The following is an 11,574-nucleotide window of genomic DNA, read 5'->3' as shown; positions in this document are numbered from 1 at the left end:
CCGTTCCGGTTCACAAAGAGCCGGTCGCGCAAGCCGCCCAGGGTAAAGATTTTCACCCGAAATTTACCGTCTGTCGGGCTTAGTGACCTCTGCCGATGCCTTGTGATCGTCTTGTGATTGCCCTTGGGGATTCAACGTTCCTGCCATGCCAAAGATCCTGCTCGCCGAAGACGACAACGACATGCGCCGTTTCCTGGTCAAGGCGCTGGAAAACGCCGGTTTTCAGGTCTCCTCGCACGACAACGGCATGGCCGCCTATCAGCGGTTGCGCGAAGAGCCATTCGAGATGCTGCTCACCGACATCGTGATGCCGGAGATGGACGGTATCGAGCTCGCGCGCCGGGCCTCGGAACTCGATCCCGACATCAAGATCATGTTCATCACCGGCTTTGCAGCGGTCGCACTGAACTCGGATTCGGACGCCCCAAAGAACGCCAAGGTACTGTCGAAACCCGTTCACCTGCGCGAATTGGTGAGCGAAGTGAACAAGATGCTGGCGGCCTAAATCGGCTGTCGAGTGTCCTTGCGCCGGGTCCCCTGAGCCGTTATAGGGACCCCACCCGATTTTAATGACCTCTAGGGCACGTAGCTCAGCGGGAGAGCACTACCTTGACATGGTAGGGGTCACAGGTTCGATCCCTGTCGTGCCCACCATCCTTCGCTCGCGATAGCCGAGTGAAGGATGCCACGCCGAAGCCCAAAGGGCGCAGGCGGGCTGCCGCCGCGAGCTTCGGCTAGGCAAGCCACGATCCAATTCATCTCAATGCCAAGCGTGTCCGGCGTAGCTCGAAGAGCGTAGACGGACTGGGGCGCCTTGCTCCGCTTCGCTGGAACAGCGCGTAGTCCGGATCAAGCGAAGCGTGAGGTCCCGACCGGCTTCGGCATCGCGCCTCGCCCTTTTCAAGCCAGCAGGGTCATCACCTGGTCGATCACGGCCTGAACCTGCTTCGCGTCGGACCCCTGATGCGCGAGCGTCATCAATCCCGTGTGCACCACCATGATCGTGTGTGCCGTGAGATCGGGATCAAAGCCCTTCCTGAACTGCGTCCGGTCGGCATGCAGGCGCGCGCGCAACAGCTGCTCGAGCCGTCTGTTGTAGCGCTCGATGCTCTTGCGGATTTCTGCCTGGTCGAGCGACCCGTCGGTCGCCGAGTTGATCGACAGGCAGCCCCGCGATCCCTTGGCGCCGGAGCAATACGGCACGAAGCCGGTGAGCCATTGCCGGATCGCGTCGCGGGCCGGGCCAGGCTGGGCCAGGACGCGCTCCGCCCAGCCGAGGATGCGGTCGTGATAGCGATCGAGCACGCGCAGGAACAGCGCGCTCTTGTCGCCGAACGCCGCATAGAGGCTCGGCTTGGCGATGCCGCTCGCCGCCGTGATCTCGTCGAGCGACGCCGCCTGGTAGCCCTTGCGCAAGAACACCTCGCGCGCGACTTCGAGGACGTCGTCGGGATCGAAACTGCGTGGTCTTGCCATCCAACCTGTTTATGCACTCCGGCTGCGGAAGTTAAGTCCTCAAGGAGACGTGACCGGAGCAATCCGGCGGATTCGTTGACCTTCCTCCTATTCTATACTACAAAGTACAGAATGAAGCAAAGGGAGACGACAGATGAAGGCGGTTCAAGTCGTGGCGTTCGGAAAGCCTGCGGACGCAGTGAAGCTGAACGACGTGCCCGATGTGGGTACTCCAGGCCCTGATGACGTCGTGGTCGCCGTCGAGGCCGCTCCCGTCAATGCCACCGACCTCATGATCGCGGCGGGACGCTACGGATTTCTGCCGCCGCTGCCGGCCACCCTCGGAATCGAAGGCGTGGGCCGTGTGATCGCGGCCGGTGCAAACGTAAAGCACCTGAAGGAAGGCGACCGAACCCTGATACCGATCATGGTTCCGACCTGGACCGAGCGGGTCAAGTTCACCGCGACATGGCAGCGGCCCTTGTCGCTGCAGGCGGACGTTCGGCAGCTCGCGATGGTCGGCGTCAATCCTGCGACGGCCTATCTGCTGCTGACCGATATGGTAAAGATCCCGAACGGTGGCTGGGTGATTCAGAATGGCGCCAATTCGGCAACCGGTCGTGCGGTCATCGCGGTTGCGAAATCGCTGGGAATCAAGCTGGTCAACGTCGTTCGCCGCGAGGAACTGGTGCCGGAGTTGCGCGCGCTGGGAGCGGATGTGGTGCTCGTCGACGGTCCCGATCTGCCCAAGCGCGTCGCCAGCGAGACGGGCGGAGCCTCCATCCATCTGGCGCTCGATATGGTCGGCGGCGCATCGACCCTGAACCTGATGAACTGCGTCGCGCCGAAAGGCATGGTCGTTCTCTACAGCGCGATGAGCGGACAGCCCTTCTCCGGCTCGAGCCAAAGAGCGATTTTTGCCGAGGTATCGGTGCGCGGCTTCTGGCTCGTGCATTGGCACAAGACTGCGACGGCCGAGACCATGGGCAAAATGTACGATCATCTGACCGCGCTGGTGACGTCGGGAGCACTCACGGCGCCGGTCGCTGCGACCTACGGCCTGGAGCAATTTCCCGATGCGATCGCCCAGGCTGCGAGCTTCAAGGGTAAGGTCATCTTTACGCCGAACCTGGCCTGATCCCGGATCGAGAATGCTGCGCCCCTGTGCTTGGGACCAGTTTCTGTACTTTAAAGTATAAAAACCTGCGTGAGCCGCTCTCACGTCAGCGGCAGCAGATGCTCCGGAATCGGCACCGGGGCTGCCGGCACCAGCGAGGCGACGGAGACGTGCGGCCAGGTCAGGCCGGCAAAATCCAGCATCACCTTCTGCGAATACTGGATCTGCGTCGTCGCCACCCTGACGCGGCCACCGGCAAATCCCTTGCCGGGCACGAACGGCAGCATTGCGACGAAGCTCGGCACCAGCGGCACCGTGCTCTTCTGCACCGGCTGGAGGATGATCGGCGGCTCGCCGGACGGGATGCGCGGCACGTCGATGTCGTAGATCACCGTCTCGATCCAGAATACGGCGTCCATCTGGAACGCGTTGGCGTTGGCGCCCGCGCGGCCCGGCGGCGGGGCCGGGACCCCCTGCAGGAACGCGATGTTCGCGGTGCCGCCGGCGAAGTTCGGCGCCTGCGGATGCGGTCCCGCCGAGGTGACGGCCGGCAAGGGACCGCCGGACAGCGGCGAGCCGGGCTTGGTCGAGGTCTCGATGATGATGGTTTGACTGATGGTCTGGTGCGCGATCTGGTTGCGCAGCAAGGTGTTGGGGTCCGTGATCATGGCCTGGGTGAGCTTGCCGGAGGCGATCAGCGCGGTGAGGTCTTGCGGCAGCCTGCGCGTGGTCTTGTTGGCGGCGGTCTGATTCTGGAATGTGTGCTTGTTGGCCGGATTGCCGTTCAGGAACGGCGTGATGTCGACGGCGGCGATGGTCGGCTTGCCGGCGACCGGCGGCAGTGCGGTCCCCTGCGCCGTGATCGTCGTGCCATGCGGGATCGAGGCCATGCGCGCGACGGTGACCGGTTCGTGCGGATTGGTCGTCTCCGGCACCGCGAGCCAGATGCCGGGCTCGAAGTGAATGCCGATCGGCGCACCCGTGGTGACGTCGTTGATGGTCTGGAGATACGGCACGCCGTTCAAGAATGCGTCGGCCTGCGGCCCCGAGCCACGATTGGGGATCGACCCGAGATTGTTCGAGAACGATAGCGTCTCGTCGGTGAGATTGAGCTCCAGCACGTTGTCGGCCGGGTCGGTGGTGTTGATCGGTCCCGGCATTGGCGTCGGCGTTGTCGCGCTGTCGGGCCGGAAGATCGTGTTGAACCCCTGGCCGGTGAAAGTGCCTGCGAAAGCAGCCAGCGGCCCGAGCGTAGGTGGCGGGGTGAACGGCACCGCAGCGGGGACAGCGGCGGCCCGCGCGGCAGCCCTGAACGCGGTGTCGACCTGATGAATCGAGAAATTCGCGGTCCTGGAGAATGCGCTGGTCAGCGGCTTGGCTTCGTCCATGGGCGTCCTTTCGATGCTGCGAGCTGTCGATGCCGGCGCTCTCCCGGGCTGGCGGACTGTCTCTTCGTCGAGGCGATGCTGCGCCGTTCACACCCGCTCGGTCATGCAACGCCTGCGCGCGATGCCGTCTTCACGTCGTTGAGCCGGACGGCACGGCGGACGGAATTTTTCGAGGCCGGTCGTGGTCATCCGTCTCACCCCGAGCGAGGGGATGCTTTCAAGCCGGTGGGATGCGGATCAAGTCTGCGGTCGAACCGCGACGGCAATAAGCGAGCACCGAGAATTGAGCGAAGCATTGCCTACTCCAACTCTGTGTTCGAGAATGAAATGATCTAAAAACAGGTCCGGGGCTCGTGCGTCCCGTGCGCCTTGGTTACATCGTGAGTATGATACAACCTTAACGATGCTTCAAGTGTGTTCCATTTCACAGGCCTCACGCTGAAATCGAGGCATCCGAAGCCGGGAAGGCTGCCCATGAGCATATCCGTGATCGAACAGGCCAAAATCCAGGCACAGGTGCTGGTGCCGCTGGTTAAGGCGTTCCAGGCCGAGCTCGGCGAGGCGCGTGCGAACGCGCTGGTGCGCAAGACGCTCGGCGAACTCTATCGCGGCTTTGGCGAGGAATTCTGGAAGGCGAAGAACGAGGCCAATCTCGGCCAGGCCGTCGCCTCCGCCTTCAAGACCTACGCCCGCGACGACGCGCTTGCCTACGACGTGATCGAGCAGTCGCAGGACGCATTCGCCTTCGACGTGAAGCGGTGCGCCTATGCTGAATTCTACAAGGCGCTTGGCGAGCCGGAGCTCGGATTTCTCCTGATCTGCACCGCCGATTTCGCGACCGCGGAAGGTTTTGGCCCCGACGTCAAGCTGACGCGCACGCAGACCATCATGCAAGGCGCCGATCATTGCGATTTTCGCTACCGGCGCGACGCCGGCAAGGCGCAGTAAAGGAGATGCGGGGCATGATCAGGGCAGGCTCTCTTGGGCTTGTGATGCTGGCGCTGGTCACGTCGAGCGCGCAAGCCGCTGTCATCGACTGGCAGGCCGAGTTCGCCCGCTGCCGCGCGCTGCGCGAGAACATCGCGCCGCTGCTTCAAGCTGGCGAAGGCATATCCGCCGTCGGCCGTTCCAACAGGTCCGTCCGTCGCTGCATCTGGATCCAGCGCATCGCAGTGCGCAAGAAAATTCCCGGCGCGGAGGTGTGGTAGGCCTGCCGATCAGGCCGGGTCGTTGCTCCACATTCCGTCATTGCGAGCGCAGCGAAGCAATCCAGAATCTTTCCGCGGAAAGACTCTGGATTGCTTCGTCGCAAGGGCTCCTCGCAATGACGATGGGGAAGCAGCTCAGGATGACGGGACGCCCCGCCAGAACGCCGTTTGCAGCGGCAATTGGTGCCGGATCATCGCGACGCCATCGACCACCTTCAGGCAGCGGCCCGCACAGGCTTCCATGAACTCGGTGCGCCGTGCGGCGATGATGTCGAACACGGCACAATCCTTCGGCAGCTTTGCCGGATCCATCGGCAGCGTGTCGGTCGCGTGCAGGCCGAGCGAGGTCGCGTTTACACAGAGGCCGGCATCGTCGAAGCGTTCCTCGATGCTGATGTCGAGATCCGGAAATTGCCCGCGCAGTTTTGTTGCCAGCGCCTCGACCGGGCCCGGCACCTCGTTGAGGATGCGCAAGCGCTTCAAACCGGCCGCGGCCAGCGCGTGGCAGATCGCACGGCCGGCGCCGCCGGTGCCGATCACGACGGTACGGCGATTGAGATCGAAGATGCCGGCTTCGCGCGCGGCGTTCAGGAAACCGCCGCCGTCGAAGGATTCGCCGACGAGCTTTCCGTCGGCTTCGATCCGGATGGTGTTGACCACGCCCTCGAAGGTCGCGGCCGGCCCGACCTCGTCGCAAAGCTCGAACGCGGCCGGCTTGTGCGGCATGGTCAGATTGAAGCCCGCGGTGCTCGCCGATTTCGCCAGCGCCCGGATCGTTTCAGTGAGATTGTCCGGATGCACGTCCATCGCCACCATGTGCCAGTCGAGGCCATGCGCTTCGAAATAGGGCGTGTAGTAGCGGGGCGCGCCGACATGGCCGGCGGGATGGGCGAAGATGAAGACGGTGCGCGATGCGCCGGTTGGAAGCTTCATGATCTCACCCCTTGACCGCGCCGGCCGTGAGCCCTGAGACGAGATAGCGGCGCACCGCGAGCGAGAAGATCAAGACCGGCGCCATCACCAGCGAGCCGCCGGCGGCGATCTTGCCCCATTCCCAGCCTTCATAGTTCATAAAGTTGACGACGGCGACCGGCGCGGTGCGCGCATTGGTGCGGGTCAGGATCAGCGCGAAGAAGAAATCGTTCCAGGCATAGAGGAAGCACAGGATCGCGGTCGCGGCGATCCCGGGCGTCACCATCGGCAGCACGATTTTTGTGAACACCGTGCGCGTCCGTGCGCCGTCGACCAGCGCGGCCTCTTCGAGCGACACTGGAATAGTGTCGAAGAATGGCTGCATCATCCAGATCACCAGCGGCAGGTTGAAGCTGGTGTAGACCAGCACCAGGCCGGTGATGGTGTCGAGCAGCCCGATCCAGCGATAGAACAGGAAGAAGGGAATCGTGAACGCGATCGGCGGCGCCATGCGCGTCACCAGGATCGCGAAGCTCAGCACGTGCTTGCCGCGCCCGGCCCAGCGCGACAGCGCGTAAGCTGCGGGCACGCCCAATAGCAGCGCAAGCGCGGTCGACAGCGAAGCGCTCGCGAGGCTGTTGACGAAGGAGGCCGAGAACGCGCTGTGCCAGAGCGAGACGTAGTTTTCCAGCGTCGGTGTGAAGATCAGCGGCGGCGGGAATTGCAGGATCTGGTCGTTGGACTTGAAGCTCATCTGCAACAGCCAGAGGAACGGCGAGAGCAGGATCAGCAGCGTCACCGAGATCGCGAACAGCCGGCCCGGCGTGGCGCGGCGTCCGGAATACTCGCTCATGCCAGTGCCTCCCGGCGCCGGCCCGTCCAGACCAGGCCCAGGCTGATGCCGCAGACCAGCAATAGCATCACCACGGTGACCGCGCTGGAATAGCCGATCTCGTTGGTGTCGAAGGCGAGCAGATACGCATAATAGTTGGTGACCTCGGTGACCGTGCCCGGACCGCCGCTGGTCAAGAGGAAGATCAGCGGAAACGCCTTCACGCTGTCGATCAGGCGGAACATGCCGGAGATGACGAGGATCGGCGTGATGAAGGGCAGGGTCACGTACCAGAAGATCTGCAGCTTGTTGGCGCCGTCGACGAGGGCCGCTTCCGAATATTCATCCGGAATGGTCTGGAGTGCGGCGAGCACCATCAGGAAGGTGAAGGGCAGCCATTCCCAGGTATCGGCGATGACGATCGCGGTCAGCGCGAAATCGACGCTCGAGGTCAGTGCCGGCATGGTGAAGTTGAGGGCTTGCGCAACGTAATAGAGCGGGCTGATGTCGGGCGTGTAGATCAGCTTCCAGATCACCGCGACCACGATCGGCGGCAGCACCATCGGGATCAGGAAGAAGGTGCGGGCGAATTCGACGAAGCGCGAGGGCACGTTCAGCAGCAGCGCCAGCCCCATGCCGATCAGCACCTGGAACAGCACGCTCCAGAACGAGAGCTTGGCCTGCACGAGGAGCGAATTGACGAAGCGGGGGTCGCCGGGCAGCAGGCCGTAATTGCGCAGCGGTGAACTGAAATCGGTCGCCGAGCCCGGCGTCGTCAGCTGGAACGGCGTCAAGCTCGTCACGACCAGATAGATCGCCGGCAGCACGGCGACTGCGAACAGCACGATCAGGCTCGGCGTCAGCGCCCAGACATTGAAGCTGCGTCGCTCCGCGTCAATTCCACTCTCGCTCAAAGCTGCGTCCCGGCTCGGCGCAGCGCGGCGATGGCCTGGTCTTGCGCCGCATTCATCGCGTCCTTCGCAGGCAACTGGCCGGTTGCGACTTGCTCAAAGGCCTTGTTGAGGACGTCGCCGACGATCGGGAACTCCTTCACGGTGCGATAGGCCATGTAGTTCTGGCCCTTGGCCGGCAGCTCCAGCACGTCGAGATAGAGCGCGCCGAGATCCTGGCCGTTCACCGTGTTGAGCTTGCGATAGGCCTCGCTGGTGATGATCGAGCGGCGGCAGATCGAGGAGTGGCCATGCTCCTTGACCAGCCGCATCGAGATGTCGGGCGAGAGCGCCCATTTGATGAATTCCCACGCCGCCTTCTTGTTCTTGGCGTTCCTGGGAATGCCGAGCCCCTGGCTGTTCGAGGCCGGATAGTCGTGCACGGGACCGGCGGGCGAGCGCACCACGCGCGAGGTCTCCTTCACCTTGCTCTCGTCGGAGAGCAGGATCGGCGTCACCCAGGAGCTGGAGTGGATGAAGATGTTGGAGCGCCCGGTGAGCAGCGACTGCCGCGCCTGGTCCTCGGTGTAGGTCAGCACACCCTTCGGCGCGCTCTTGAGCAGGTTGGCGTAGAACTCGATGCCTTGAATGGTCTCGGGCGTGTTCAGCGTCGGCATGATGTCGCCGGGCGGATTTCTAAAGATGTTGCCGCCAAAGCCCTGGATGTAGGGCGGCAGGTTCCAGTGATGCAGCTGGAACGAGGTGATGCCGGCCACGCCGTCGGTGCCGTTGATCTCGGCGCAGACCTGCTGCAATTCCGCGAACGTCTTCGGAATCTTCAGCCCCTTCTTCTCCATCAGATCCATGCGCGACAGCCCCATCAGCATCGCGCCGCCTTCCCAGGAATAGCCGTAGGTGGCGCCCTTGGCGTCGCGATAGGGCACCTGCGCGCCGTCGACGAAGTCTTTCGGATTCCATTCGGCCGGCGTCAGGTTTGCGTCGCCCGTGAATTCGTCGAGATTGGCGAGCAGCCCGGCCGCGACCCAGCGCGCGGCGAGGATGAAGGTGACATTGACGAAATCATAGGCCGAGCCGCCCGAGGACAGTTCGAGATTGGCCTGCTGGTTGTAGACCGGGAAGGCCGAGAGCTGGAGGTCGACCTTCATGCCGGTCTGGTCCTCGAACTCGGGGATGTATTTTTGCAGCAGCGTGAAGAAGCGGTGCTGGAATGAGGCGCCGTGCAGCGTCACGCCGGCAAACGGCTTTGTCTGCGCGATCAGCGGCGCGGGGAATGCGGCGAGCGCTGCGCCGGCGGCGCTGGCCTTCAGCAGTTTGCGGCGGGTGATCGAGCTCGCGCGCGATGCGTTTTTCATATTGTCCTCCCTCGATATTGTTCGGCGGTCTAGCGCGTCCGTCTGGTGCGGACGTTCTCGTCCTCGGCGTCCTTCTTCTTCTGGCGCGACATCGCCGTGACGATGTTCTGTTCGGTGAGATCCATCAGCCTGTGCATGGCCTGGCGCGCGCCGCCGGCGTTGCGCGCCCAGATCTCGTCGAGCACGGCGCGGTGATAGGGCAGGCTCTTGCGTGGCGCGCCCGGATTGGTGCTCGACAAATTGAACGACATCCGCAGCGCGGCTGCGACCGTGGCGCCAAAGGCGATCAGGAAATCGTTGCCGGTGGCGATCAGGATGCCGCGGTGAAACTGCAAGTCCGGCTCGGCATAGGCGACGCGGTCCATGCCGGCTGCATCCATGCCGCGATAGGCGCGCTCGATCCGGGCAAAATCCTCGTCGGAGCCGCGCGCCGCGCAGAGCGCGCAGGCCTCCGGCTCGACGATCCTGCGGACTTCCATGATCTGCTTGGCAAACTCCTGCGTCGGCAATGCCGACAGCGTCCAGTTCAGGAGTTCCTCGTCGAGCATGTTCCAGTCGAAGCGCGCCCGCACATGCGTGCCGGCCTTCTGCTTCGAGGCGATCAATCCCTTCGCCTTCAAGAGCGACAGCGCCTCGCGAATCGAGGCGCGGCTGACGTTGAAGCGCGCGGCGAGCTCGATCTCGCGCGGCAGCGTCGTACCCTCGCGCCACACGCCGGTCAGGATCAGCCGCGCCACCTCGCGGGCCACCAGGACGCTCGACTGCGGATTGTCGTTGTGATCGGCCACGGGGATAACGTCAGGATAAATGTCAGATTTATTGCAAGTGCGAACGCGAGAATTGGCTTCCAGTATGAAAGATAGTCCGATCGCCGGAGGTTTGACAAGAATTATTATGTCAGACATATTTTCTCTCGAGCCAACGCCGCGCAGGACAAATCAACCGTGACAAAGCCCCACATCGTTCTGGTCATGACCGACCAGCAACGCTTCGACACGATCGCCGCGACGGGCCATCCTTATATGAAGACGCCGAATCTCGATCGTCTGGTGCGCGAGGGCGTCTATTTCGACAATTGCTTCATCAACGCGCCGAGCTGCGTGCCTTCGCGCGCCGCGCTGTTCTCAGGCCTCTATCCGCATGCCTCGGGCGTGCTGAGGAACGGGCAGCACTGGCAGAAGACCTGGGTGAGCAATCTCGCCGACGCCGGCTATCACTGCGTCAATGTCGGCAAGATGCACACCATCCCCTATGACGCCAAGGCCGGCTTCCACGAGCGCTTCGTGGTCGAGAACAAGGACCGCTTCTTGGAGGGGCGCTGGTTTGCCGACGAGCTCGACAAGGCCTTTGCCGCGCACAAGCTGACAAAACCGTCGCGCGCCGGTTATCGCAGCCTGCCGGATTACGGCGACCGCATGGGCGCCTTCACCTGGGAGATGCCGAAATCGCTGCACCCCGACATCTTCGTCGCGGAAACCGCGATGTGGTGGCTTCAGACGCGGCCGAAGCCCGATGCGCTGTTCATGCAGATCGGCCTGCCCGGGCCGCATCCACCCTATGATCCCTTGCCGGAATATCTCGAGCATTATCTCGCCCGTAACGATCTCCCGGTGCCGCAGCAGACCGAGGCCGAGATCGAGGGACTGCCGGCCTATCTGAAAGAGAAGCGCCGCCACGACACTGAGGTCGATCACGACGCGGTGTCATGGAAGCTTAAGCCGACCCATGAAGAGATGCGCCGCCTGCGCGCGCATTACTATGCCAACGTCACCATGATCGACGAGCAGATCGGCCGCCTGCTGACAACGCTGGAGGACAAGGGTTATCTCGACAATTGCGTCGTCATCTTCATGTCCGACCATGGCGACAATCTCGGCGAGCATGGGCTGAGCCAGAAATGGTCGATGTACGAGCCCGTCACCCGCATCCCGCTGCTGTTCTGGTCGCCGAGCCTCTTCGCCGACGGCCGCCGCATCCGCGAAAAGTGCCAGCTGTTCGATCTTGCGCCCACCATTTTAGACCTTGCCGGCGCGGAGCATCCAAAGCCGTTCCAGGCCAGGAGCCTGCTGCCGGCGTTGAATGGCGAGGACTGGGCCGGCCGCGAATTCGTGTTCAGCGAGCAGGCCGGCGACGTCGCCATGACCGGAGCGCGGCTGATCACTATGGTGCGCGATAACAGATGGAAGGTCGTGTTCATCCACGGCGCCGAGGACGGCCAGCTGTTCGATCTCGCCACCGATCCGCTCGAGCAGCACAATCTCTGGGGCGTGCCCGAACACGCCGGTGAGATCAGCCGCCTCAAGGACGCCTTCATCGACTGGCGCCAGAACAGCCTGCTCGAGACGATGGATCTGAACGCGGCGGCGCGGTGAGTCCTCTCCCTCTCCCCGCAAGCGGGG

At 63.3% G+C, this 11,574-nt stretch carries 12 protein-coding genes and 1 tRNA gene; 6 read left to right on the top strand and 7 right to left on the bottom strand.

Annotated features, from left to right (window positions below):
• Window positions 1-145 precede the first annotated feature (145 nt).
• Together cpdR and IC761_RS32425 are read left to right on the top strand one after the other, a co-directional pair.
• Window positions 146-505, top strand: coding sequence for a cell cycle two-component system response regulator CpdR (cpdR, locus tag IC761_RS32430; protein WP_007597092.1), 360 nt, complete (start codon window positions 146-148; stop codon window positions 503-505).
• Window positions 506-579: 74 nt separating this feature from the next.
• Window positions 580-654, top strand: a tRNA-Val gene (locus tag IC761_RS32425).
• Window positions 655-900: 246 nt separating this feature from the next.
• Here the strand turns inward: IC761_RS32425 and IC761_RS32420 are convergent.
• Complete coding sequence (locus tag IC761_RS32420; protein ID WP_195800691.1) at window positions 901-1,476, bottom strand: TetR/AcrR family transcriptional regulator; 576 nt, start codon at window positions 1,474-1,476, stop codon at window positions 901-903.
• 133 nt (window positions 1,477-1,609) lie between these two features.
• Between IC761_RS32420 and IC761_RS32415 the strand changes: the two genes are divergently transcribed.
• Complete coding sequence (locus tag IC761_RS32415) at window positions 1,610-2,593, top strand: zinc-binding dehydrogenase (protein WP_195800690.1); 984 nt, start codon at window positions 1,610-1,612, stop codon at window positions 2,591-2,593.
• Between the two features lie 80 nt (window positions 2,594-2,673).
• Here the strand turns inward: IC761_RS32415 and IC761_RS32410 are convergent, their stop codons facing one another.
• Complete coding sequence (locus tag IC761_RS32410) at window positions 2,674-3,960, bottom strand: heme-binding protein (protein ID WP_195800689.1); 1,287 nt, start codon at window positions 3,958-3,960, stop codon at window positions 2,674-2,676.
• Between the two features lie 474 nt (window positions 3,961-4,434).
• On the opposite strand from IC761_RS32410, the gene IC761_RS32405 reads away from it, so the two are divergent.
• Together IC761_RS32405 and IC761_RS32400 are read left to right on the top strand one after the other, a co-directional pair.
• Window positions 4,435-4,908 carry an L-2-amino-thiazoline-4-carboxylic acid hydrolase gene (locus tag IC761_RS32405; protein ID WP_195800688.1) on the top strand — a complete coding sequence of 158 codons (474 nt, stop codon included), beginning with the start codon at window positions 4,435-4,437 and terminating at the stop codon, window positions 4,906-4,908.
• A gap of 14 nt (window positions 4,909-4,922) precedes the next feature.
• Window positions 4,923-5,168, top strand: coding sequence for a hypothetical protein (locus IC761_RS32400; RefSeq protein WP_438265067.1), 246 nt, complete (start codon window positions 4,923-4,925; stop codon window positions 5,166-5,168).
• Between the two features lie 135 nt (window positions 5,169-5,303).
• On the opposite strand, the gene IC761_RS32395 is transcribed toward IC761_RS32400, so the two are convergent.
• From IC761_RS32395 to IC761_RS32375, 5 genes are read right to left on the bottom strand one after another with little or no spacing between them, the layout of a single operon-like run.
• Window positions 5,304-6,101: a shikimate dehydrogenase family protein gene (locus tag IC761_RS32395; RefSeq protein ID WP_195800686.1), complete on the bottom strand. Its 798-nt coding sequence runs from the start codon at window positions 6,099-6,101 to the stop codon at window positions 5,304-5,306.
• Window positions 6,102-6,105: 4 nt separating this feature from the next.
• Window positions 6,106-6,933 (bottom strand): carbohydrate ABC transporter permease, encoded by an 828-nt coding sequence (locus tag IC761_RS32390; protein WP_195800685.1) that lies wholly within the window; start codon window positions 6,931-6,933, stop codon window positions 6,106-6,108.
• Window positions 6,930-7,826, bottom strand: a complete 897-nt coding sequence (locus tag IC761_RS32385) for a carbohydrate ABC transporter permease (RefSeq protein WP_195800684.1) — start codon at window positions 7,824-7,826, stop codon at window positions 6,930-6,932. Before IC761_RS32385 ends, IC761_RS32390 begins: the two co-directional genes overlap by 4 nt.
• Window positions 7,823-9,175, bottom strand: a complete 1,353-nt coding sequence (locus IC761_RS32380; RefSeq protein ID WP_195800683.1) for an ABC transporter substrate-binding protein — start codon at window positions 9,173-9,175, stop codon at window positions 7,823-7,825. Before IC761_RS32380 ends, IC761_RS32385 begins: the two co-directional genes overlap by 4 nt.
• 29 nt (window positions 9,176-9,204) lie before the next feature.
• Complete coding sequence (locus IC761_RS32375; protein WP_210338505.1) at window positions 9,205-9,963, bottom strand: FadR/GntR family transcriptional regulator; 759 nt, start codon at window positions 9,961-9,963, stop codon at window positions 9,205-9,207.
• Window positions 9,964-10,119: 156 nt separating this feature from the next.
• Here IC761_RS32375 and IC761_RS32370 point away from each other — a divergent pair, with 156 nt between their 5' ends.
• Window positions 10,120-11,547: a sulfatase family protein gene (locus IC761_RS32370; RefSeq protein WP_210338504.1), complete on the top strand. Its 1,428-nt coding sequence runs from the start codon at window positions 10,120-10,122 to the stop codon at window positions 11,545-11,547.
• The last annotated feature ends 27 nt before the right edge of the window (window positions 11,548-11,574 follow it).

This window comes from Bradyrhizobium commune (assembly GCF_015624505.1).
In the GTDB taxonomy this organism is placed as follows: domain Bacteria; phylum Pseudomonadota; class Alphaproteobacteria; order Rhizobiales; family Xanthobacteraceae; genus Bradyrhizobium; species Bradyrhizobium commune.
Note: the sequence above shows the minus strand (reverse complement) of the source record. Positions and strands in the feature narration are given on the sequence as shown.

Bases quoted from the DNA above. Each gene is read 5' to 3' on its own strand.
- IC761_RS32420 (WP_195800691.1), bottom strand. From the start codon at position 1,476: ATGGCAAGACCACGCAGTTTCGATCCCGACGACGTCCTCGAAGTCGCG.
- IC761_RS32405 (WP_195800688.1), top strand. From the start codon at position 4,435: ATGAGCATATCCGTGATCGAACAGGCCAAAATCCAGGCACAGGTGCTG.
- cpdR (WP_007597092.1), top strand. From the start codon at position 146: ATGCCAAAGATCCTGCTCGCCGAAGACGACAACGACATGCGCCGTTTC.
- IC761_RS32410 (WP_195800689.1), bottom strand. From the start codon at position 3,960: ATGGACGAAGCCAAGCCGCTGACCAGCGCATTCTCCAGGACCGCGAAT.
- IC761_RS32415 (WP_195800690.1), top strand. From the start codon at position 1,610: ATGAAGGCGGTTCAAGTCGTGGCGTTCGGAAAGCCTGCGGACGCAGTG.
- IC761_RS32400 (WP_438265067.1), top strand. From the start codon at position 4,923: ATGATCAGGGCAGGCTCTCTTGGGCTTGTGATGCTGGCGCTGGTCACG.
- IC761_RS32390 (WP_195800685.1), bottom strand. From the start codon at position 6,933: ATGAGCGAGTATTCCGGACGCCGCGCCACGCCGGGCCGGCTGTTCGCG.
- IC761_RS32380 (WP_195800683.1), bottom strand. From the start codon at position 9,175: ATGAAAAACGCATCGCGCGCGAGCTCGATCACCCGCCGCAAACTGCTG.
- IC761_RS32395 (WP_195800686.1), bottom strand. From the start codon at position 6,101: ATGAAGCTTCCAACCGGCGCATCGCGCACCGTCTTCATCTTCGCCCAT.